The 21,121-nt window shown below is 57.2% G+C and carries 18 protein-coding genes and 3 pseudogenes; 16 read left to right on the top strand and 5 right to left on the bottom strand.

Annotated elements, in window-relative coordinates; genetic code table 11:
• The 3 genes from AAHB66_RS01630 to proP form a co-directional block, all read right to left on the bottom strand.
• Positions 1–1,287 carry an outer membrane beta-barrel protein gene (locus tag AAHB66_RS01630; RefSeq protein ID WP_347114981.1) on the bottom strand — a complete coding sequence of 429 codons (1,287 nt, stop codon included), beginning with the start codon at positions 1,285–1,287 and terminating at the stop codon, positions 1–3.
• Entirely contained in the window at positions 1,277–2,692 is a 1,416-nt protein-coding gene (locus AAHB66_RS01625; protein ID WP_347114980.1) for an undecaprenyl-phosphate glucose phosphotransferase, read from the bottom strand. The genes AAHB66_RS01630 and AAHB66_RS01625 overlap by 11 nt, the downstream gene beginning before the upstream one ends.
• Positions 2,693–3,009: 317 nt before the next feature.
• Entirely contained in the window at positions 3,010–4,512 is a 1,503-nt protein-coding gene (gene proP, locus AAHB66_RS01620) for a glycine betaine/L-proline transporter ProP (protein ID WP_347114979.1), read from the bottom strand.
• A 655-nt stretch (positions 4,513–5,167) separates the two neighbouring features.
• Here proP and kdgT point away from each other — a divergent pair.
• Positions 5,168–6,164: pseudogene (gene kdgT, locus AAHB66_RS01615) on the top strand (2-keto-3-deoxygluconate transporter).
• A 44-nt stretch (positions 6,165–6,208) separates the two neighbouring features.
• Here the strand turns inward: kdgT and AAHB66_RS01610 are convergent.
• Both AAHB66_RS01610 and crfC read right to left on the bottom strand, forming a co-directional pair.
• Positions 6,209–7,090 (bottom strand): annotated as a pseudogene (locus AAHB66_RS01610) (diguanylate cyclase regulator RdcB family protein).
• Complete coding sequence (gene crfC, locus AAHB66_RS01605; RefSeq protein ID WP_347114978.1) at positions 7,087–9,444, bottom strand: clamp-binding protein CrfC; 2,358 nt, start codon at positions 9,442–9,444, stop codon at positions 7,087–7,089. The pseudogene AAHB66_RS01610 and the gene crfC overlap by 4 nt, the downstream one beginning before the upstream one ends.
• Positions 9,445–10,037: 593 nt before the next feature.
• Between crfC and AAHB66_RS01600 the strand changes: the two genes are divergently transcribed.
• The 15 genes and pseudogenes from AAHB66_RS01600 (at position 10,038) to phnO (ending at position 21,119) form a co-directional block, all read left to right on the top strand.
• Positions 10,038–10,373, top strand: coding sequence for a zinc ribbon domain-containing protein YjdM (locus AAHB66_RS01600; protein WP_347114976.1), 336 nt, complete (start codon positions 10,038–10,040; stop codon positions 10,371–10,373).
• A 127-nt stretch (positions 10,374–10,500) separates the two neighbouring features.
• Positions 10,501–10,932, top strand: a complete 432-nt coding sequence (yjdN, locus tag AAHB66_RS01595) for a VOC family metalloprotein YjdN (protein WP_347114975.1) — start codon at positions 10,501–10,503, stop codon at positions 10,930–10,932.
• A 133-nt stretch (positions 10,933–11,065) separates the two neighbouring features.
• Positions 11,066–11,854, top strand: coding sequence for a phosphonate ABC transporter ATP-binding protein (gene phnC / locus AAHB66_RS01590; RefSeq protein ID WP_347114974.1), 789 nt, complete (start codon positions 11,066–11,068; stop codon positions 11,852–11,854).
• A gap of 24 nt (positions 11,855–11,878) precedes the next feature.
• A complete protein-coding gene (gene phnD / locus AAHB66_RS01585; RefSeq protein ID WP_347114973.1) occupies positions 11,879–12,895 on the top strand; it encodes a phosphonate ABC transporter substrate-binding protein in 1,017 nt (338 codons plus the stop codon).
• 119 nt (positions 12,896–13,014) lie between these two features.
• Positions 13,015–13,794: a phosphonate ABC transporter, permease protein PhnE gene (gene phnE, locus AAHB66_RS01580; protein WP_347114972.1), complete on the top strand. Its 780-nt coding sequence runs from the start codon at positions 13,015–13,017 to the stop codon at positions 13,792–13,794.
• Between the two features lie 20 nt (positions 13,795–13,814).
• Entirely contained in the window at positions 13,815–14,540 is a 726-nt protein-coding gene (gene phnF, locus AAHB66_RS01575; RefSeq protein WP_347114971.1) for a phosphonate metabolism transcriptional regulator PhnF, read from the top strand.
• The gene (gene phnG, locus AAHB66_RS01570; RefSeq protein ID WP_347114970.1) at positions 14,541–14,993 is read left to right on the top strand and encodes a phosphonate C-P lyase system protein PhnG; all 453 of its coding nucleotides are present in this window, start codon (positions 14,541–14,543) and stop codon (positions 14,991–14,993) included.
• A pseudogene (phnH, locus tag AAHB66_RS01565) lies at positions 14,990–15,575 on the top strand (phosphonate C-P lyase system protein PhnH). The gene phnG and the pseudogene phnH overlap by 4 nt, the downstream one beginning before the upstream one ends.
• Entirely contained in the window at positions 15,575–16,639 is a 1,065-nt protein-coding gene (locus AAHB66_RS01560; protein WP_347114969.1) for a carbon-phosphorus lyase complex subunit PhnI, read from the top strand. The pseudogene phnH and the gene AAHB66_RS01560 overlap by 1 nt, the downstream one beginning before the upstream one ends.
• On the top strand, positions 16,632–17,477 hold the full coding sequence (gene phnJ / locus AAHB66_RS01555) for an alpha-D-ribose 1-methylphosphonate 5-phosphate C-P-lyase PhnJ (protein ID WP_347114968.1): 846 nt from the start codon (positions 16,632–16,634) through the stop codon (positions 17,475–17,477). The genes AAHB66_RS01560 and phnJ overlap by 8 nt, the downstream gene beginning before the upstream one ends.
• Complete coding sequence (gene phnK / locus AAHB66_RS01550; RefSeq protein WP_347114967.1) at positions 17,474–18,229, top strand: phosphonate C-P lyase system protein PhnK; 756 nt, start codon at positions 17,474–17,476, stop codon at positions 18,227–18,229. Before phnJ ends, phnK begins: the two co-directional genes overlap by 4 nt.
• Before the next feature lie 101 nt (positions 18,230–18,330).
• Positions 18,331–19,011 carry a phosphonate C-P lyase system protein PhnL gene (gene phnL, locus AAHB66_RS01545; RefSeq protein ID WP_347114966.1) on the top strand — a complete coding sequence of 227 codons (681 nt, stop codon included), beginning with the start codon at positions 18,331–18,333 and terminating at the stop codon, positions 19,009–19,011.
• Complete coding sequence (gene phnM, locus AAHB66_RS01540) at positions 19,008–20,144, top strand: alpha-D-ribose 1-methylphosphonate 5-triphosphate diphosphatase (RefSeq protein WP_347114965.1); 1,137 nt, start codon at positions 19,008–19,010, stop codon at positions 20,142–20,144. Before phnL ends, phnM begins: the two co-directional genes overlap by 4 nt.
• Entirely contained in the window at positions 20,141–20,698 is a 558-nt protein-coding gene (phnN, locus tag AAHB66_RS01535; protein ID WP_347116402.1) for a ribose 1,5-bisphosphokinase, read from the top strand. The genes phnM and phnN overlap by 4 nt, the downstream gene beginning before the upstream one ends.
• Positions 20,685–21,119 (top strand): aminoalkylphosphonate N-acetyltransferase, encoded by a 435-nt coding sequence (gene phnO, locus AAHB66_RS01530; RefSeq protein WP_142487885.1) that lies wholly within the window; start codon positions 20,685–20,687, stop codon positions 21,117–21,119. Before phnN ends, phnO begins: the two co-directional genes overlap by 14 nt.
• Positions 21,120–21,121: the final 2 nt, after the last annotated feature.

Here is a 21,121-nt window from a genome sequence, read left to right as displayed (position 1 = left end):
TTAAATCTGAACCTTAGCTGTAAGCATAATCAAAGATTGATCATAGCCCAACGTTTCAGTCACTACGCGATCGTCGTTGGGGCCAATGGTGAACGTATCCGTATCTTTATTAGACTTAAGCGTATCAAGATGATATTCCACACCAAAGTTAATCGATGGTGTGAGGTCATAACCTACGATAAATGAAAACACGCCATTCTTGTCGTGACGGTCCTTGTCCTGATCTTTGTAGTCTTCGGTAATGTATGCGTAATCAAGCAACGTCGTTAATCGGTTGTTCATCCACAAATGTTTGTATGAAATTCCGTATTCCGTTACTAAATTATATCCTCCCGCTTCGGAAGGATCCTTAATACTTTGTGATGTTCTTAACGTAAACAGTGCCTGTTCAAGAGGCCGCCATTCACCCAGAATATCCCAGTTGATCCCGTTGAAATCCTTCGAGCCGGGGTTATTTTCAAAGGTTTTATAGAGCCACGATACGTTCATATCAACGTTCGTTTTACCCGTCAGCTGCGACTGTATTCCGTAACGCAAATAGTATTCATTACTATCTTTCTCGGATGCATGGTCGTAATGAAACTGGTTGGTAATAAAACTATAGCGAAAACGCGTCTTGGATGTGTATTGATCGAAAATTTCTGCAATCAGGGTATTTTCGGTCCACTCCTGCTCGCGGATATATTGCGCGAAGTCCTCATCCTGGTTTTCAACCTGACCGGTATTGCCAAAGGTCCACTTGCGGTGCATTAACGCCAGGTCTGCCCTTCCTCGTCCGTCCGGTGCACCATAACTATAGCGTAGCTCGCTATTGAACAGATTGGTGGTTAAGGGTGACGTGACGCCAAATTCGCGGAACTGTTCCGGCAGGAACCCTTCCGTCACCCCGCGCCCGCGCTCCTCATGGCCGAGCGTATCTTCCAGGTTCAGGGTCAGGCCATGCATCTGACCAAAACGCCAGTCGCCTTTGAAGCGGAAAAAATGATCGTCGTAATCATCGGTAGAATCGCTGGAGTAGTGGCGATAATCCCCGGAGTACATCAGCAGATACTTATCCTGGCCGCGCTCGCCGTTCATGGACAAGACGGGCTTGAGCCCCTGGAAGTCGGAGCTTTTCGCGTCGCTGTCGTGAGGCTGGAAGGTCACGTTATCGTTACGGCCATAATCCACACCGACGTTGCTCTGAAAGTCGATACCTGCCCAGCCGATGTGTGATTTTGGTGTTAATTCTGCCAGAGCGACCGGAGACGCCATAATCCCAGCGATAATAATAATTTTAGTATGCATTCTTACCAACAAATCCCTTAAAAATGGTTTTAATGATGATTTTTATATCTAACCAAAAGGACCAGTTCTGAATATATTCAATGTCGTACTGGACTCGCTTTTCCATTTTGTATAGCGCATCAATTTCGCCGCGATAGCCATTAATTTGCGCTAAACCTGTGATCCCAGGCTTTACTTTATGGCGAATCATGTAGTTTTCGACCTGCTTACGGTAAAGCTCGTTGTGCGCCACAGCGTGCGGCCGTGGACCGACAATAGACATATTCCCCTGTATGACATTAATGAACTGCGGCAGCTCATCCAGTGATGTCCGGCGTAAGAATGCGCCAAAGCGGGTGACCCGAGGATCGTCTCGTGTCGCCTGTACCACCGTGTCGGTATTTTCCATGACTTTCATCGTCCGGAACTTCCAGACTTTAATCTTCTGCCCGCTCAGGCCATAGCGATCCTGTTTGAAGAAAACAGGCCCACGTGAAGTGAGTTTGATGCCGATGGCAATAGCGATCATTAACAGCACAATCATTACCATAATCACGCTGCCCAGCACCAGATCTTCAGCGCGTTTAATAAACGACCCACCGCCGTCCAGCGGAGAGGTAAAGATACCGATGGTCTGCAGGTTATGGATGGACCGGATCTGGGAGGTGTTGGTGCTGTAGGCGTAAAAATCCGGCACGATATAGGTATCCACCGTGGTATCCGACATCATCGCCAGAAAGTGGCGGATGCGCTGCAGCGCCACCATCGGCAGAGCAATATAGATTTCGTCGACCCTGCTGGCTTTGGCCTCCTCAACCAGATTAATCACCGGCCCGTTATAGGGGCTGGTAATTTTGGTGGCCAGTTCACCGAGCCGCTCCGGGCCGCGCTCATCGTAGAAGGCGAGGTCCAGCTGCACGTCAGCGTATTCCAGGCGCAGAGCCTGCTCGGCCGCAAGGCCGTTTTCCGTAATGCCGATAATAGCCACCCGTATTTTCTTTTTTGCCGACAGTTTGAAAATAATCAGGCGGACAACGTAGAGAAAAGGGACAGGCGCGGCATACCAGAGCGGCATGGCAGGAATATTACGTACGTCGATAAAGTTGAGGTAGCCCAGGGCGTATAATTTCCCGACCAGCAGACGCACCAGACCGATAAAAAGAATGGCTAAAAAAGCGGTAAAAAACAGCCGTCGCTGATTACGCAACTTGTTGTTTTTAGGGCGATAAAGATAGCACTGCGTGTATTCACCAAACAGCAAAAAGGCGGTGGAGTACAATAAGCTGATCAAAATTACAGTATCGAAAGACTCCATTTTCAATACCCAACCACTCAGTATTAAAATTAAATTAATTGAGAAGAAATCAATTAATTTAATAAACACCGAGTAACCTCCATGGGTGATCTTTTGCGAATTTCTCAGCATGTCCAGACCTACTTATAATTAAGATTTGGTATTATTATTTTTGTACTAATTGCATTAGCAAAGGTTTTAAAAAATAAAATGCTGTTTCGTGCAGAGAGACGTGACAGAAAATGCCAGCATCCCAGGTGATGTGTGCGTTTACATCTATGTCGGTGTAAAACTCAGCATACACACCCCTTATAGAGAAGAAAGCGTCGATTTTATAGAGACATCCGCTTATATACAGCGTAAGCACTATTCAATAAAACCGCCAATAAACTTTCGCTGGATTCCATTTGGGCATGAAAAAAAACCCGGCCGGAGCCGGGTTTTTTTATTTACTCATTGATGCGGGGATGTTGATCGACCAGTCGGGAACGCTTCGCCTGCAGCTCGGCAATTTCAGCATCAAGATCTTCTATCTTCTGCTCAATGTTGTCGTGATGCTCACGCAGGATCTCTTTGGCTTCCTGAAGGTCAGACGCGGCAGGCGTCGCCCCTTTCAGCGGCAGGTTCGCCGTCTCTTTCATGTAAATGCCGGTAATCAGACCAATCACCGCAATCACCATCAGATAGTAGGCAGGCATCATCAGGTTCTGGGTGCTCTCCACCAGTGAGGCCGCCAGCGTTGGCGTCAGACCGGCAATCAGTACCGAGATGTTAAAGGCCGCCGCCAGCGCGCTGTAACGGATGTGCGTCGGGAACATCGCGGGCAGGGTCGAGGCCATCACGCCGATAAAGCAGTTGAGGATCACCGCCAGCATCAGCAGGCCGGCAAAAATCAGGCCGATCACATCGCTGTTAATCATCATGAAGGCCGGGATAGCCAGCACGAACAGCGCAACACTGCCGAAAATAATGAACGGGCGACGTCCAAAGCGGTCGCTCAGCAGACCCATAATCGGCTGCACAAACAGCATCCCCACCATAATGGCGATGATGATCAGCACGCCGTGATCTTCTGAGTAATGCAGGTTATGCGACAGGTAGCTCGGCATGTAGGTCAGCAGCATGTAATAGGTCACGTTGGTGGAGATCACCAGACCAATACAGGTCAGTAGGCTACGCCAGTGGCGGGTGGCAATCTCTTTGAACGAGACTTTCGGTCCATCCTGCAGACCTTCGCGATCGCCCTGCTCCAGCTTATCGACATGCTGCTGGAACGCCGGGGTCTCTTCTAACGCGTGACGCAGATAGAGGCCAATAAGCCCCAGCGGCAGCGCCAGGAAGAACGGAATACGCCAGCCCCAGGAGAGGAAGTTCTCTTCGCCCACCACGGTGGAGAGCAGCACAACCACGCCCGCACCCAGCACGAACCCGGCAATAGAGCCGAAGTCGAGCCAGCTGCCCATAAAGCCGCGCTTGCGGTCCGGAGAGTATTCGGCAACAAAAATGGACGCACCGGTATATTCACCGCCGACCGAGAAGCCCTGAGCCATCTTACACAGCAGCAGCAGGATCGGTGCCCAGATGCCTATGCTCGCATACGACGGGATCAGGCCGATACAGAAGGTACTGACCGACATAATGACTATCGTGATGGCGAGGATTTTCTGGCGGCCATACTTGTCCCCCAGCATCCCGAAGAACAGACCCCCTAACGGGCGGATAAGGAAGGGAACAGAGAAGGTCCCGAGGGCGGCAATCATCTGCACGCTGGGATCGGCACCAGGGAAGAAGACTTTACCCAGTGCATAGGCCACAAAGCCATACACACCAAAATCGAACCATTCCATCGCATTACCGAGCGAGGCGGCGGTGATCGCTTTGCGCAGCTTACCGTCGTCAATAATGGTGACGTCGCGCAGGGTGATCGGTTTAACTTTTTTCCTTTTCAGCATTGCTATCCTCGTTGACTAAGCCCAGCGCTCACCACAGCGCATAAAATGGCGCTCTGTGGAACCCGGGAAGCGCCTCATGCGCATTCTCCTTTCTCAAGCGTAGCAGGTTTACTTACACTGACCTTTCGGAGCGGTACAACCGAACCTGTGACGCCTGTCTGGGCTGTTAATGATGCCTTTACCCTACCAGCGTTTATATTTGTGATCAACTTCACATATATTTTTAAGTTTTCTACCAGAAGTGTCAAAAGTGTAAATAACGCGTAATGCGTTGTTTCTTATACCTGCGCCTGTAAATACTCTTTCAGGCGTTATTATTTGCTGTGAAATCAAAAAAGAACGACATTTATTTACAATGCGTTCACAGCCATTTTATTAATCAAGATGCGAATCACGTGTTTCCGTAAAATATGTGATCGAGATAACTAAAACACTGTTTTATTTTCATTGAATCATCATTCCAACGATCGCATCATAAGCCCGTCAAAACGAGTCTGGTGACCTTCGGATGAAGGGTTAAAAAAACCAAACTGGTTATATCTGCTGTATGAATGACGAATCGTCTGACGCCTTCATGTCACAATTCGTTGAATTCATTAGATTATCAAATATCACTTGTCCGCTGGCGATGCGTGATGAGATGTGAGGGTTAATGATGAAGATTAAAGCCGCGATTGAACGCATCCCCGGGGGGGATGATGCTGGTTCCGCTGGTACTGGGTGCAATTTTAAATACCTTAGCACCTAATACCGGAGCCTATTTTGGTGGATTCACCAAAGGCATGATTACCGGGACAGTTCCGATTCTGGCGGTATGGTTCTTCTGTATCGGCGCCTCCATTAATTTACGGGCGACGGGCACCGTATTACGTAAATCCGGTACGCTGGTGATTACTAAAATTGCCGTCGCCTGGGTTGTGGCGATGATTTGCGCCATGTTTATTCCGGAAAACGGGATTCAGACCGGCTTCTTCGCAGGCCTCTCCGTGCTGGCGATTGTCTCTGCGATGGACATGACCAACGGCGGCCTGTACGCCAGCCTGATGAACCAGTACGGCACCAAAGAAGAGTCCGGCGCCTTCGTTCTGATGTCTCTGGAATCCGGCCCGCTGATGACCATGCTGATCCTCGGCTCCGCCGGTCTGGCCTCCTTTGAACCACACCACTTTGTCGGCGCCGTCCTGCCGTTCCTGATCGGTTTTGCTCTCGGTAACCTCGACCACGATCTGCGCGACTTCTTCAGCAAAGCCACCCCGGTTCTGATCCCGTTCTTCGGCTTCGCGCTGGGTAACACCATCAACCTGAACGTGATTCTGGATACCGGCCTGCTGGGTATCGTGCTGGGTGTGGCGGTGATCATCATCACCGGTATTCCGCTGATTATTGCTGACCGTGTTATCGGTGGAGGGAATGGTACTGCGGGTGTCGCCGCCTCGTCCGCAGCGGGTGCTGCCGTGGCGAACCCGGTTATTATCGCCCAGATTAACCCGGCGTTCGAACCGGTTGCCGCTTCCGCTACCGCGCTGGTTGCTGCAAGCGTCATCGTGACGGCGATTCTGGTTCCGATTATTACCGCGCTGTACGCCAGACGCTTTGGCCAGGTCCCGGCGAATACTGCGGAACAGACCCCGGTTGAATCACTGCACCACTAATTACTATATCGGCCCTCTCCCCATCCGGGGAGAGGGTAAAAACCTTACTCCCCAAACACCTCTTCCACCATCGCTTTTGCCAGCCTTGCCGCCGAACAGAGTCTCGGCATTCCCAGCGCCACGTTCTGCCAGCTCTGCGTCACCGACCAGCACACCGGATGCCTGTCGGCATCACACCAGTCTCCCAGCCAGCCAAGCATATCTTTATGATCGATAATCCCCGGCGTACTGGGCGTGGTCAGCCACTGATGGTAAAAATGGCGGGTCGCGGGCGCGGCATTAATCCCCTGCGCCAGGTAGTTAGCTACCATGCTGCGCAGGTTATCTTTCAGCATGGCGCTGACATCGGCGTTCGCCAGTCGACAGGCGTCACCGAACGCCCCCCCAGCGCAGCTCCTCCAGCACCACATAGCCACGCCCGGCCAGCGACCAGCCGTCATAGTGCCCGGCCCGCCAGCGGGTAAAAATCTGTTCGCTGTGAATGCCTGCCTGCACCGTTAACCCGCGCTGGGTTAACGCCTTCTCTTTAAACTGGGCGCGTTGATGGAAATGAGCGGAGAGGACTTCGTACTGATGCACCACGCCAATGGGGGGGTTGGTTACGCAGGTTGGCCTGCTGGCGCAGCGTGGTCAGGGTCTGTGTCATGCGGGTCAGCGCCAGATGGCCGGGATCAACCATGCCCGCCAGTTTCTCCGCCAGCCCGAGCCGCAGCACAGCATTTTCGCTGAACATTCCCCCCCATTGCCCACTGGCGAAGCTGAGCCTGCGCCATGATCTCCTGGGTTAAACGTTCACGAAAGTGCTGCTGTTGCGACCCCACAGAGGTGTGACGCTGCGCGTCAACCCCCTGCACCAGGTCGACCATAAATTTAGGATGAATACATTCCAGCGTCCGCCCGGGACCGTCCAGTAAGTGTTTTGTCATGGTTGCTCTGCCGCGAATAGCGTTTGAATATCATCGCGTAACAGTCGGGTATCTTCCTGAATCCACGTCGCAGTCGTAATACATTGCTGCAACAGCTGGCTGAGCGCACGTGTGGCATGCTCATTCTGCTGACGCACCGCGAGGCTATCACGCAAGCTTTCCTGTAACCCTGCCAGGCATAACGAAAATTCTGCAAAGAATGTCGCCATACCCGCTGTAACAGAGACATCGACCTGCGCGCGCAAAGCTTTACGGATTTGTTCACAAAAGTGATCTATATGCTGATTAAATTTCTCATGAAGCTGTGACACGTTGATAACATAACGCGTCCGCGTCATCACAAAATCTTCCCAGCCCCAGCCCGGATTATTCAACCAGCGGGAGACCGTCTCGCGCAGCGCGCTGCCGGCTCCCTGAGTCTGACCAGCAGGCTGACTCTCCTGGGCGATGGCGTCGTTGAACAGCCCACGGGTGTTGAAGTTAAGCTGGTTGGCCTGAAACGCCGGGAAGCTGATCCGCGCGCGGAAGCCGGCATGGCTCAACTCTTCTTTAATGCGCGTTTCAATTGGGCGCATGGCGTCGTTCAGCGACCGCGCCAGCGTGGTCTCCAGCTGGTCGAAACGCAACGCCAGCTCACGACCAATTTTTGCCTGCGCATCCAGCATGATCATCTCGCAGGAGGAGCGGATTTTACTCAGCAGGATCTGCGCCTGGCCTTCATCGTCCAGTACCAGCTGGCCGGGCGTTGCCGTGGCATCAGCCCGCTGTTTATGCGGGTCAAACCCGGCCAGATCGAGCAAATTGTCGGGATTAAAGATGTGCGCGACGGCGTGTTTAATCTCGTTCTGCTGGGAGGTAAGAAACAGGTCCGTGGCGCTCAGGGCCTGGCCCACTTCATGCTGCACCTCATCGCTCACCGTGGCCTGGCGGGAGTGCAGCAGCGCCATATCCTCTTCCAGACGGGCAATATTGTTCTGCAACTCGTCGAAGGCCACCGTCAGCCCCTGATAGCGGAAATCCAGGTATTCGCGGGCGTTCTGAGCGTAGTTCAGCAGCTTATGCGACGCGGAGCGTAACGCGTACAGCGAGGCGTTAGCGTAGGCGGCATAGATCAGCTTGCGGATCGGCTGCTCAAACAGGGAGTCTTCCCACAGCAGATCGGCGGAGTGACGGACGTGTTCAATATCATCCAGATCGGCAGTCCGCCAGCGGCGGCCCAGCGCGGCTTCGGCAAAGTCCTGTACCCAGCGCTGCTCCTGGTGATCGGGCAGCTTGCCGTGCATCTCCAGTTCGTGACGCGCCCGGTTCGCCAGGTATCCCCACATCGACGAGACCGGGAATATCTGGCCGGGGGAAATATGGCCCTTCATCAGGGTACCGGAGATCATCGCCCGCACCTGCTCTTCATCATCGCTGTTACGGTCTTTCTGATCGAACTTATTGACCAGGGCGTACAGCGGCACCGACTTGCCGACGGCAGAGATGGCCAGCCGCACTTCGGCATCGGAGATCGACTTCAGCTGGGTATAGTCCATCACCGCCAGCACCGCCGACGCGCGGGCGAGCTGCTCGGTGAGCATTTTTTGCAGATGCGGCTGTCCGGCCTCGTTCGGCCCGGGGGTATCCAGCAGGGTTAATTGTCCCAGATGGGCATCCAGTCCGGCCAGATGGACAAACTCCACCTCGATGACCGGGATATTCTCGATCGCGGCATAGGCCGGGAAGGGAAATTCGGTGCCCAGCGCCTGGGAAAGCCGTACTAAATCGTTCAGGCTTTTTAAACAGTTAAATATTGGCTGCGCACCCAAATAATGTTTTTCAAATGCCTCGCCGGTTTCAATGCGCCCCAGTAGCGCATTCATATCTTTGTCAATTTCCAGCTGCTGCGCCAGCTTGCCGCGATCGTAATTGGCGAGCTTCTTTTGCATTTGCTTTATTAATGTATCGATGGGCGCAACGTGAGAAAAATGCAGCACCGGCTCTTTCTGGCCCGGGGTATGACGGATCAGCGTCGGCAACGCGGTCATCGGGCGGTTGCGATTGGGTAATACTTCGGTGCCCACGATGGCGTTAATGGTAGTGGACTTCCCGGCCTTCATGGTGCCCACGATGGCCAGTACCATCTCCAGGCGGGTAATTTTGCGCAGTTCGTTATTGAGCATCGACTGCTGTGCCTCTAAGCCACGGGCACTAAAATGCAGAGGTAAGACATTGCTGGTTTCGCCGGTAATGGCCGACGTAGCGTTGTCCAGCATCGCCGCAGGCATGGCACTCAGCGCCTCAAGATTTTGCAATGAGAGCTGCAGCAGCCTTTCGGCTTCCTGGCTTAATTCAAATATGGTTTGTGTGTGCATAGTAAAAAGCCTTCCCTTAACACAAATTTTATATAACCGAATTGTTTTTAAGAATGAAGGATCGGCTTATATGATTACGTGTTGTAAATATGTTCGAAGCAATATAATTCTGTAATGACAGTAAAAATATATTCTTTCAGCGCATAAAGCAGCGGAGCGCGCTTCTTCGGTCAGGGAAACCGAAAGATTAAGAGCGTAGCTCAATTTTTGAAAACTTCAGGAAAATTCATCATTAGTTACCCACCAAAAATGAGGGGTAAATCATCCCTTGCAGACCAGGGATGGCAATTAAAGCAAGTAAGTGAAATATCATTAGCGTCTTAACCTTATCTGAAATGACACGGCGTATCAATTTGCCGCAATAAAATATTGTCGCTTTTAATCAGGCGCGTTTCGTTCCTGCGTTTGACCCCCAGCATCGCTCATGTCGCTGACAAGCCATGTCATTGAAAAGCGTTTTTTTCGTCAAAAGCGAAAAATAATGTCACCGACAACAGTAAGGACATGCGTTATACTTGCCGCCTTTTTCGACAACCTGTCGATTTTTGGCGGGCCTGATTGCCGCCGGTTCGCACTATTTTGAGGAGAACACCATGTCACTGCCACACTGTCCAAAATGCAGCTCTGAATATACCTACGAAGATAACGGTATGTTCATTTGCCCCGAATGCGCTTACGAATGGAACAATGCAGAACCTGCGCAAGAGAGCGATGAGCCGATCGTTAAAGATGCCAACGGCAACCTGCTGGCCGATGGCGATAACGTCACCGTCATTAAAGATCTGAAGGTCAAAGGCAGCTCGTCGATGCTGAAGATCGGTACCAAAGTCAAAGGTATCCGCCTGGTTGAAGGCGACCACAACATCGACTGCAAAATTGACGGCTTCGGCCCGATGAAGCTGAAATCCGAGTTCGTGAAAAAGAACTGATTTGTCTTTTGTAGTTCCGTAGGCCGGATAAGCGCAGCGCATCCGGCAAAAGCGCCCGGTGGCGCTTCGCTTACCGGGCCCACAAAGACTAGACTTAACGGGCTTCTCTTTACCTGAGGTAATGATTATGCCATTAAGTCCCTACATCTCATTCGCCGGTAACTGCGCAGAGGCCACCGCCTTCTATCAGCAGGCCGTCGGCGCTGAACTCCTCTATAAAATCACCTTCGGTGAAATGCCCAAAGACGACAGTAGCGAAGAGGGCTGCCCTTCCGGCATGTCATTCCCGGACTCCGCTATCGCCCACTCCAACGTGCGCATCGCCGGCAGCGATATCATGATGAGCGACGGCACGCTCAGCGGCAATGCCACCTATTCCGGCTTTACGCTGGTGCTCGACACCCAGGACGTCGCGGAAGGCAAGCGCTGGTTCGATAACCTGGCGGCGGGCGGCACTATCGATATGGCCTGGCAGGAGACCTTCTGGGCGCACGGCTTTGGCAAAGTAACCGATAAATACGGCGTGCCCTGGATGATCAACGTCGTTAAACAGCCATGATCCCGACGGCGGGCGCCCGCGCCCGCCTGTCATCGCTTTCACGTTAACTCTTCAAACTCCCGCAACCAACACTTAACCTAAATGTCACATTTATCCGCCAGCATGAGGCCACATTTGAATCGAGGCCTCACCCATGCAAACTGTCATCCGCGTCGAGAAACTGAGCAAGACCTTCCATCACAATAAGGCTCTGCATGCCGTTGATCTGACCGTCCAGCAGGGCGAAATGGTAGCGCTGCTGGGGCCATCCGGTTCAGGTAAATCCACCCTTCTGCGCCACTTAAGCGGCCTTATCACCTGCGATAAAACCTCAGAAAGCCACGTTGAGCTGCTGGGCAACACCGTGCAGCGCGCGGGTCGTCTGGCGGGTGATATCCGTAAAAGCCGTGCGCAGACCGGCTACATCTTCCAGCAGTTCAACCTGGTGAATCGCCTGACGGTGCTGGAGAACGTGCTGATCGGCGCGCTCGGCAGCACCCCGTTCTGGCGCACCTGTCTGCGCTGGTTCTCTCCTTCCCAGAAGCAAGAAGCGCTGCAGGCCCTGACCCGCGTTGGCATGGCCCACTTAGCCCACCAGCGCGTCTCCACCCTGTCCGGTGGACAACAGCAGCGCGTAGCGATTGCCCGGGCGCTGATGCAGAAAGCCAAAATCATTCTCGCCGATGAGCCGATTGCCTCGCTGGATCCGGAGTCGGCCCGCATCGTGATGGAAACCCTGCGCGACATCAACCAGAAGGACGGCATCACCATCGTGGTGACGCTGCATCAGGTGGATTACGCCCTGCGCTACTGCGAGCGCATCGTCGCCCTGCGCCAGGGGCACGTGTTCTTTGATGGTGCCAGCCATCAGTTTGATAACGACCGTTTTGACCATCTCTACCGCAGCATTAATCGCGTCGAAGAGAACGCGCAGGCTGCTTAACTAAACCCGATCCGAGGAAAGTCCATGAGCTACAAAGCCGTTGCCGCGCTGGCCTTTACCAGCATGTTCAGCCTCAGCACCCTGTTAAGCCCGGCGTACGCCCAGGAACAGGAAAAAGAACTGAACTTTGGCATCATTTCGACGGAATCACAGCAGAACCTGAAGCCGCAGTGGGAACCCTTCCTGAAAGACATGGAAAGCAAACTGGGCATCAAAGTGAACGCCTTCTTCGCACCGGACTACGCGGGCATCATTCAGGGGATGCGCTTTAACAAGGTCGACATCGCCTGGTACGGCAACCTCTCCGCCATGGAAGCGGTGGATCGCGCCAACGGTCAGGTCTTCGCTCAGACGGTAGCCGCCGACGGCTCCCCGGGTTACTGGAGCGTGCTGATCGTCAATAAAGACAGCCCGATCAACAACCTCAACGACATGCTCGCCAAACGTAAAGATCTGACCTTTGGCAACGGCGACCCGAACTCCACCTCAGGCTTCCTGGTCCCGGGCTACTACGTCTTCGCCAAAAACAACGTCTCCACCAGCGAATTCAAACGCACGGTCAACGCGGGGCATGAAACTAACGCCCTGGCCGTCGCCAACAAGCAGGTGGACGTTGCCACCAACAACACCGAAAACCTCGACAAGCTGAAGACCTCCGCTCCGGACAAGCTGAAAGAGCTGAAGGTGATCTGGAAATCCCCGCTGATCCCGGGCGACCCGATTGTGTGGCGCAAAAACCTCTCCGAAAGCACCAAGGACAAGGTGTACGACTTCTTTATGAACTACGGCAAAACCGCGGAAGAGAAGACCGTGCTGGAACGCCTGGGCTGGGCACCGTTCCGCGCCTCCAGCGACCTGCAGCTGGTGCCGATTCGCCAGCTGGCGCTGTTCAAACAGATCCAGGGCGTGAAGGACAACAAAGGCCTCAAGGAAGAAGAGAAGAGCAGCAAGATGTCTGAAATTCAGGCTCAGCTGGACGATCTCGACCGCCTGACCGCCGCGCTGGGCGCGATGACCAGCGTGAATAAAGTGGTGCAGTAGTGCCTTTCTCCCTCTCCCTGTGGGAGAGGGCCGGGGTGAGGGCATCAGCGCGCACATTTCCCCCCTCACCCTAACCCTCTCCCTCAAGGGAGAGGGAACTTAAACACCAAGGAACCGACATGCAAACCATTACTCTCCCACCGCCCAAACGCAGCTGGTTCTCGCTAATTAGCTGGGCCATCCTGCTGGCGGTGCTGGTTGTCTCCTGGAAGGGGGCGGAAATGGCGCCGCTCACGCTGATTCAGGATTCCGGCAACATGGCGACCTTTGCCGCCGACTTCTTCCCGCCGGACTTTAGCCAGTGGCAGGACTACCTCAGCGAAATGGCCGTCACCCTGCAAATCGCCGTCTGGGGCACCGCGCTGGCGGTGGTGCTCTCCATTCCGTTTGGCCTGATGAGCGCCGACAACATCGTGCCATGGTGGATTTACCAGCCGGTGCGTCGCCTGATGGACGCCTGCCGCGCCATCAACGAAATGGTCTTCGCGATGCTGTTCGTGGTGGCCGTCGGTCTCGGGCCGTTCGCCGGGGTGCTGGCGCTGTTCATCCACACCACCGGCGTGCTCTCCAAGCTGCTGTCGGAAGCGGTAGAAGCCATTGAGCCCGGCCCGGTGGAAGGCATTCGCGCTACCGGCGCTAATAAGCTGGAAGAAATTCTGTACGGCGTCCTGCCGCAGGTGATGCCGCTGCTCATCTCCTACTCCCTATACCGCTTTGAGTCCAACGTTCGCTCCGCAACGGTGGTGGGCATGGTCGGCGCGGGCGGGATTGGCGTCACCCTGTGGGAAGCGATTCGCGGTTTCCAGTTTCAGCAAACCTGCGCCCTGATGGTGCTCATCATCGTGACGGTTAGCCTGCTGGATTTCCTTTCTCAACGTTTGCGTAAGCACTTCATCTGAGAAGCGAGGCTTTGATTTGTATGCACTTATCCAGACATCCGACCAGTTACCCCACCCGCTGGCAAGAGATTGCCGCGAAGCTCGAAGTGGAGCTGCGCACCCACTACCGCTGCGGGGACTACCTGCCTGCTGAGCAACAGCTCGCCGACCGTTATGAAGTGAACCGCCACACCCTGCGCCGCGCCATTGACCAGCTGGTCGAGCGCGGCTGGGTGCAGCGCCGCCAGGGTGTCGGCGTGCTGGTGCTGATGCGCCCCTTCGACTACCCGCTCAACGCCCAGGCGCGCTTCAGCCAGAACCTGCTGGATCAGGGCAGCCACCCCACCAGCGAAAAACTCCTCTCGGTGCTGCGCCCGGCCTCCAGCCACGTTGCGGACGCGCTGGGGATTTCGGAGGGCGATAACGTCGTCCACCTGCGCACCCTGCGCCGGGTCAACGGCGTGGCGGTATGTCAGATCGACCACTACTTCGCTGACCTGGCCCTCTGGCCGGTGCTGCAAAACTTCGCCAGCGGCTCGCTGCACGACTTCCTGTTTGCGGCCACCGGGATTGCGCTCAAGCGCACCCAGACCCGCATCAGCGCCCGCCGCGCGCAGGCCAAAGAGAGCAAGGTGCTGGAAATTCCCAACATGGCGCCTCTGCTCTGCGTACGCACCCTTAACCACCGTGACGGCGAGATCAACGCGACGGAGTACTCCGTCAGCCTGACCCGCGCCGACATGATTGAATTCACCATGGAGCACTGAATGCATTTCGATACCTCCACCCGCCAGCACTGGATGGCCGTACTGGCCCACAGCCAGCCTGCGGCCCTTGCCGGGCGGATGTCGGCGCTGAGCCTGACGCCCGCTTATGAACCGATCCGCGCCCCGGAAACCGGGCTGGTGCAGATCCAGGCGCGGATGGGCGGCACCGGGGCACGCTACTTTGCCGGTGATGCCACCCTGACCCGCGCCGTGGTGCGCCTGGCCAGCGGCACGCTCGGCTACAGCTACCTGCTCGGGCGCAACAAAGCGCATGCCGAGCTGTGCGCCGTCGTGGACGCCCTGCTGCAGGAAGCCCCGCACTTTCAGACCTTAATGGAAACCCTTATTGCCCCGCTGGAAGCCGACCGCGCCGCACGCCTTGCCGCGCGCCAGGCCGAGGTCAACACCAGCCGGGTCGACTTCTTTACGCTCGTTCGCGGAGACAACGCATGACCCTTCAACCTGCTTTTACCCTTGCCGTGCAGGATGCCCAACACAGTTTTCGCCGTCTGCTGAAAGCGATGAGCGAACCGGGGGGTGATCGTCTCCCTGCACCAGCTGAAACACGGCTGGCAGCCGCTGAACCTCGCCACCACCAGCGTCCTGTTGACCCTGGCCGATAACGACACCCCGGTCTGGCTGTCGGGCGCGGTGAGTAACGATATCGTCAGCTCTAACCTGCGTTTTCACACCAGCGCCCCGCTGGTGGATCAGCCCCAGCTGGCAGTGTTCGCCGTCGCGGACGAGCAGATTAGCCACGAGCAGCTCAACGCCCTGAGCGAAGGCAGCGCCGTCGCGCCGGAGACCAGCGCCACCCTGATTTTGCAGGTCCCGAGCCTGAGCGGCGGGCGCATGCTGCGCCTGACCGGAGCCGGAATTGCCGAAGAACGCATGGTCGCCCCGCAGCTGCCGGAGTGCATCATCCATGAGCTGACCGAACGCCCGCACCCATTCCCGCTGGGCATCGACCTGCTGCTGACCTGCGGCGAACGCCTGCTGGCGATCCCGCGGACCACCCATGTGGAGGTGTGCTGATGTACGTTGCCGTTAAAGGGGGCGAGAAGGCGATCGCCGCCGCCCATGCTTTGCAGGAGCACAGACGCCGGGGCGATGAGCAGCTACCCGAGCTGAGCGTCGCCCAGATCGAACAGCAGCTCAACCTCGCCGTGGATCGGGTGATGACCGAAGGCGGCATTGCCGACCGCGAGCTGGCGGCGCTGGCGCTGAAGCAGGCCAGCGGCGATAACGTCGAAGCCATCTTCCTGCTTCGCGCGTACCGCACCACCCTGGCGAAGCTGGCGGTGAGCGAGCCGATTAACACCGCGGAGATGCGCCTTGAGCGCCGTATTTCGGCCGTTTATAAAGACATCCCCGGCGGCCAGCTGCTCGGCCCGACCTACGACTACACCCACCGCCTGCTCGATTTCACCCTGCTGGCGAACGGCGAAAATCCGCCTCTGAAAACCTCAGACGCCCCGCAGGATGCGGCCCCGCACGTCTTTAGCCTGCTGGCCAACCAGGGGCTGGCGAAAGCGGAAGAGGATAATGGCAGCGAGCCGGACGACATCACCCGCACCCCGCCGGTCTACCCCTGCTCCCGCGCCTCGCGCCTGCAGCAGCTGATGCGCGGCGACGAAGGCTATCTGCTGGCGCTGGCCTACTCCACCCAGCGCGGCTACGGGCGTAACCACCCCTTTGCCGGCGAGATCCGCAGCGGCCACGTCGATATTGAAATCGTGCCGGAAGAGCTGGGTTTCGCGGTAAACGTCGGCGAACTGCTGATGACCGAGTGCGAAATGGTCAACGGCTTTGTCACCCCGGATAACGACGCCCCGCACTTCACCCGCGGCTACGGGCTGGTGTTCGGCATGGGCGAGCGCAAGGCGATGGCGATGGCGCTGGTCGACCGGGCGCTCCAGGCCCCGGACTACGACGAAACGGTTTCAGGCCCGGCGCAGGACGAGGAGTTCGTGCTGGCCCATGCCGATAACGTTGAGGCCGCCGGGTTTGTCTCGCACCTCAAGCTGCCGCACTACGTCGATTTCCAGGCCGAGCTGGAACTGCTGAAACGTCTGCAACAGGAGCGCGAACATGGCTAACCTCAGCGGCTATAACTTTGCTTATCTGGATGAGCAAACCAAACGCATGATCCGCCGCGCCATCTTAAAAGCGGTGGCCATCCCCGGCTATCAGGTACCGTTCGGCGGGCGTGAGATGCCGATGCCCTACGGCTGGGGCACCGGCGGGATCCAGATCACCGCCAGCGTGATTGGCGAAGCCGACGTGCTGAAGGTCATCGACCAGGGCGCTGACGACACCACCAACGCCGTGTCGATCCGCCAGTTCTTTGAGCGCGTCACCGGGGTGAATACCACCGAGCGCACCGAAGACGCCACGCTGATCCAGACCCGCCACCGCATCCCGGAAACCCCGCTGGTTGAAGATCAGATTTTGATTTTCCAGGTGCCGATCCCGGAGCCGCTGCGCTTTATCGAGCCGCGCGAAACCGAAACCCGCACCATGCACGCCCTGGAAGAGTACGGCGTGATGCAGGTGAAGCTGTACGAGGACATCGCCCGCTTCGGCCATATCGCCACCACCTACGCCTACCCGGTGAAGGTCAACGGGCGCTACGTGATGGACCCATCGCCGATCCCGAAATTCGATAACCCGAAGATGGACATGATGCCCGCCCTGCAGCTGTTCGGTGCCGGGCGCGAGAAGCGCATCTACGCCGTGCCGCCGTACACCCGGGTCGAGAGCCTCGATTTCGACGACCACCCGTTCAGGGTCCAGGAGTGGGACGAGCCGTGCGCCATCTGCGGATCGAAACACAGCTATCTCGATGAAGTGGTGCTGGATGACAGCGGCAACCGAATGTTTGTCTGCTCCGACACCGATTTTTGCCGCCAACAGAGCGAGGCCAACAGCCAATGAAACCGCTGCTTTCGGTCAATAACCTGACCCACCTCTATGCGCCGGGCAAAGGCTTCAGCGACGTGTCGTTTGACCTCTGGCCGGGCGAAGTGCTGGGGATTGTCGGCGAGTCCGGCTCCGGCAAAACCACCCTGCTGAAGGCGATCTCCGCCCGTCTGGCCCCACAGCATGGCGAGATTTTGTATGAAGACCACTCCCTGTACGGCATGAGCGAGGCCGAACGCCGCCGCCTGCTGCGCACCGAGTGGGGCGTGGTGCATCAGCACCCGATGGACGGCCTGCGCCGCCAGGTATCGGCGGGGGGCAACATCGGTGAGCGGCTGATGGCCACCGGCGCGCGCCATTACGGCGATATCCGCGCCACCGCGCAGAAGTGGCTGGTCGATGTGGAGATTCCGGCATCGCGCATCGACGACCTGCCGACCACCTTCTCCGGCGGGATGCAGCAGCGTTTACAGATTGCCCGCAACCTGGTCACTCATCCGAAGCTGGTGTTTATGGACGAGCCCACCGGCGGGCTGGACGTGTCTGTTCAGGCGCGTCTGCTGGATCTGCTCCGCGGTCTGGTGGTGGAGCTGAACCTGGCGGTGGTGATTGTCACCCACGATCTGGGCGTTGCCCGCCTGCTGGCGGACCGTCTGCTGGTAATGAAGAGCGGCGAGGTGGTGGAAAGTGGGCTGACCGACCGGGTGCTCGACGATCCGCACCATCCCTACACCCAGCTGCTGGTGTCATCGGTATTGCAGAACTGAGTTTCGCCGGGTGGCGCTGCGCTTACCCGGCCTACGGACCGCGCTCTTTGTAGGCCGGGTAAGCGAAGCGCCACCCGGCAAGAAAACGCCACGAGGCCAAGATGATCCACGTACAAAACGTCAGTAAAACCTTTGTGCTCCACCAGCAAAACGGCGTGCGCCTGCCGGTGCTGCAAAATGCCTCCCTTGAGGTCAACAACGGCGAATGCGTGGTGCTGCACGGCCACTCCGGCAGCGGCAAATCCACCCTGCTGCGCTCCCTGTACGCTAACTATCTGCCGGACGAAGGCCACATTCATGTTCGGCACGGTGACGAATGGGTGGATCTGGTGCAGGCCCCGGCGCGCAAGGTGCGGGACGTTCGCCGCACCACCATTGGCTGGGTCAGCCAGTTTTTACGGGTTATCCCCCGCGTCCCGGCGCTGGAGGTGGTGATGCAGCCCCTGCTGGATCTCGGCGTGCCGCGCGACACCTGTGCCGCCAAAGCCGCCAGCCTGCTGACGCGCCTCAACGTGCCGGAGCGCCTGTGGCATCTCGCCCCCTCGACCTTCTCCGGCGGGGAGCAGCAGCGGGTGAACATCGCCCGCGGCTTTATTGTCGATTACCCGATTTTACTGCTCGATGAACCGACCGCTTCGCTGGATGCGAAAAACAGCGCGGCAGTTATAGAACTGATCGAAGAAGCCAAAGCGCGCGGCGCGGCGATCGTCGGGATCTTCCACGACGACGCGGTGCGGGATCGCGTGGCGGATCGTCTGCACCCGATGGGGATCACCGCATGATCGTAAACAACGTAAAACTGGTGCTGGAAAACGAGGTCGTTGACGGCTCGATCGAGGTTCAGGACGGCATCATCCGTACTTTTGCCGAAACCCAGAGCCGCCTGTCGGAGGCGATGGACGGCGAAGGCGGCTGGCTGCTGCCGGGGCTGATCGAGCTGCACACCGACAACATGGACAAGTTCTTCACCCCGCGGCCAAAGGTGGACTGGCCCGCCCATTCGGCGATGAGCAGCCACGACGGGATGATGGTCGCCAGCGGCATCACCACCGTGCTGGACGCGGTAGCGATTGGCGACGTCCGCGACGGCGGTGACCGGCTGGAGAATCTGGAGAAAATGATCAACGCCGTGGAGGAGACGCAGAAGCGCGGCCTCAACCGCGCCGAGCACCGCCTGCACCTGCGCTGTGAGCTGCCCCATCACACCACCCTGCCGCTGTTCGAGAAGCTGGCGGGCCGCGAGCCGGTGACCCTGGTGTCGCTGATGGATCACTCCCCGGGCCAGCGTCAGTTCGCCAACATCGAGAAATATCGCGAATATTATCAGGGCAAATACTCCCTCAATGACGAACAGATGGCGCGCTACGAAGAGGAGCAGCTGGCCCTTGCTGCACGCTGGTCGCAGCCTAATCGCCAGGCCATTGCCGCCCTGTGCCGGGAGCGTAATATCGCGCTGGCCAGCCACGACGACGCCACCGCCGATCATGTGTTTGAATCCCGGCAGCTTGGCAGCACGATCGCCGAATTTCCCACCACCTTTGCCGCTGCCGAAGCGTCACGCCAGCACGGCATGAACGTGCTGATGGGCGCACCGAACATCGTGCGCGGCGGCTCGCACTCCGGCAACGTGGCGGCCAGCTCGCTGGCGTCGCTCGGGCTGCTGGATATTCTGTCGTCCGATTACTACCCGGCCAGCCTGCTGGATGCGGCGTTCCGGGTGGCTGACGACGAGGACAACGCTTTTACCCTGCCGCAGGCGATCCGTCTGGTGACGAAAAACCCGGCGCAGGCCCTGAACCTGCACGATCGTGGCGTGATTAGTGAAGGCAAGCGGGCGGACCTGGTGCTGGCGCACCGCAAAGGCGAGCATATTCATATCGACCACGTCTGGCGTCAGGGAAAACGGGTGTTCTGATGGGAAGAGTGATCTGGTTAATGGGGCCGTCGGGCTCCGGAAAGGACAGCCTGCTGGAGGCGTTACGCCAGCAGACCCACCCGCAGCTGCTGGTGGCGCACCGCTACATCACCCGCCCCGCCAGCGCGGGAAGTGAAAACCATATCGCCCTCAGCGAGCCCGAGTTTTTTACCCGCGCCGGGCAGCAACTGTTTGCCCTGAGCTGGCACGCTAACGGCTATTATTATGGGGTGGGTCTGGAGATCGACCTCTGGCTGCACGCCGGGTTCGACGTGGTGGTCAACGGCTCGCGCGCCCATCTGCCGCAGGCTCAGGCGCGCTATGCAGAGGCGCTGCTGCCGATCTGCCTGCAGGTATCGCCAGAGATCCTGCGCCAGCGCCTGCAAAGCCGTGGCCGGGAGAACGCCCGAGAGATCGACCAGCGGCTGGAGCGCGCCGCCCGCTATACCCCGTCCGATTGCCCTGTCCTGAATAACGACGGCAGTTTGCTCCAGTCTGTCGAACACTTTCTTTCACTCATTCACCAGAAGGAGAAAACCCATGCCCGAGTGTGAGTTGCGTCCCGCCACCGCGGAGGACGTCGACGCCGTCTATGGCCTTATTTGTGAGTTAAAACAGGCGGAGCTGGATCGGTCAGCGTTTCATGCCGGTTTTGCGGCCAATCTGCAGGATCACAATATGCGCTACCAGCTGGCCGAGCAGGATGGACACATCATCGGCATGATCGGCCTGCATATGCAGTTTCACCTGCATCACGCCAACTGGATCGGCGAGATCCAGGAGCTGGTGGTGATGCCGCAGGCGCGCGGGCTCAGGGTTGGCAGCCAGCTGCTGGCCTGGGCAGAAGAAGAGGCCCGCCACGCCGGGGCGGAGATGACCGAGCTTTCCACCAGCGTAAAGCGCCTCGACGCGCACCGCTTTTATCTTCGTGAAGGGTACACACAGAGCCATTTCCGCTTTACCAAACCGCTGTAAGG

It is taken from the genome of Leclercia sp. S52 (assembly GCF_039727615.1).
GTDB lineage: Bacteria > Pseudomonadota > Gammaproteobacteria > Enterobacterales > Enterobacteriaceae > Enterobacter > Enterobacter adecarboxylatus_B.
Note: the sequence above shows the minus strand (reverse complement) of the source record. Positions and strands in the feature narration are given on the sequence as shown.

What these genes read in the sequence shown, in the direction of transcription:
- AAHB66_RS01630 (WP_347114981.1), bottom strand. Translation starts at nt 1,287, where the DNA reads ATGCATACTAAAATTATTATTATCGCTGGGATTATGGCGTCTCCGGTC.
- AAHB66_RS01625 (WP_347114980.1), bottom strand. Translation starts at nt 2,692, where the DNA reads ATGCTGAGAAATTCGCAAAAGATCACCCATGGAGGTTACTCGGTGTTT.
- proP (WP_347114979.1), bottom strand. Translation starts at nt 4,512, where the DNA reads ATGCTGAAAAGGAAAAAAGTTAAACCGATCACCCTGCGCGACGTCACC.
- crfC (WP_347114978.1), bottom strand. Translation starts at nt 9,444, where the DNA reads ATGCACACACAAACCATATTTGAATTAAGCCAGGAAGCCGAAAGGCTG.
- AAHB66_RS01600 (WP_347114976.1), top strand. Translation starts at nt 10,038, where the DNA reads ATGTCACTGCCACACTGTCCAAAATGCAGCTCTGAATATACCTACGAA.
- yjdN (WP_347114975.1), top strand. Translation starts at nt 10,501, where the DNA reads ATGCCATTAAGTCCCTACATCTCATTCGCCGGTAACTGCGCAGAGGCC.
- phnC (WP_347114974.1), top strand. Translation starts at nt 11,066, where the DNA reads ATGCAAACTGTCATCCGCGTCGAGAAACTGAGCAAGACCTTCCATCAC.
- phnD (WP_347114973.1), top strand. Translation starts at nt 11,879, where the DNA reads ATGAGCTACAAAGCCGTTGCCGCGCTGGCCTTTACCAGCATGTTCAGC.
- phnE (WP_347114972.1), top strand. Translation starts at nt 13,015, where the DNA reads ATGCAAACCATTACTCTCCCACCGCCCAAACGCAGCTGGTTCTCGCTA.
- phnF (WP_347114971.1), top strand. Translation starts at nt 13,815, where the DNA reads ATGCACTTATCCAGACATCCGACCAGTTACCCCACCCGCTGGCAAGAG.
- phnG (WP_347114970.1), top strand. Translation starts at nt 14,541, where the DNA reads ATGCATTTCGATACCTCCACCCGCCAGCACTGGATGGCCGTACTGGCC.
- AAHB66_RS01560 (WP_347114969.1), top strand. Translation starts at nt 15,575, where the DNA reads ATGTACGTTGCCGTTAAAGGGGGCGAGAAGGCGATCGCCGCCGCCCAT.
- phnJ (WP_347114968.1), top strand. Translation starts at nt 16,632, where the DNA reads ATGGCTAACCTCAGCGGCTATAACTTTGCTTATCTGGATGAGCAAACC.
- phnK (WP_347114967.1), top strand. Translation starts at nt 17,474, where the DNA reads ATGAAACCGCTGCTTTCGGTCAATAACCTGACCCACCTCTATGCGCCG.
- phnL (WP_347114966.1), top strand. Translation starts at nt 18,331, where the DNA reads ATGATCCACGTACAAAACGTCAGTAAAACCTTTGTGCTCCACCAGCAA.
- phnM (WP_347114965.1), top strand. Translation starts at nt 19,008, where the DNA reads ATGATCGTAAACAACGTAAAACTGGTGCTGGAAAACGAGGTCGTTGAC.
- phnO (WP_142487885.1), top strand. Translation starts at nt 20,685, where the DNA reads ATGCCCGAGTGTGAGTTGCGTCCCGCCACCGCGGAGGACGTCGACGCC.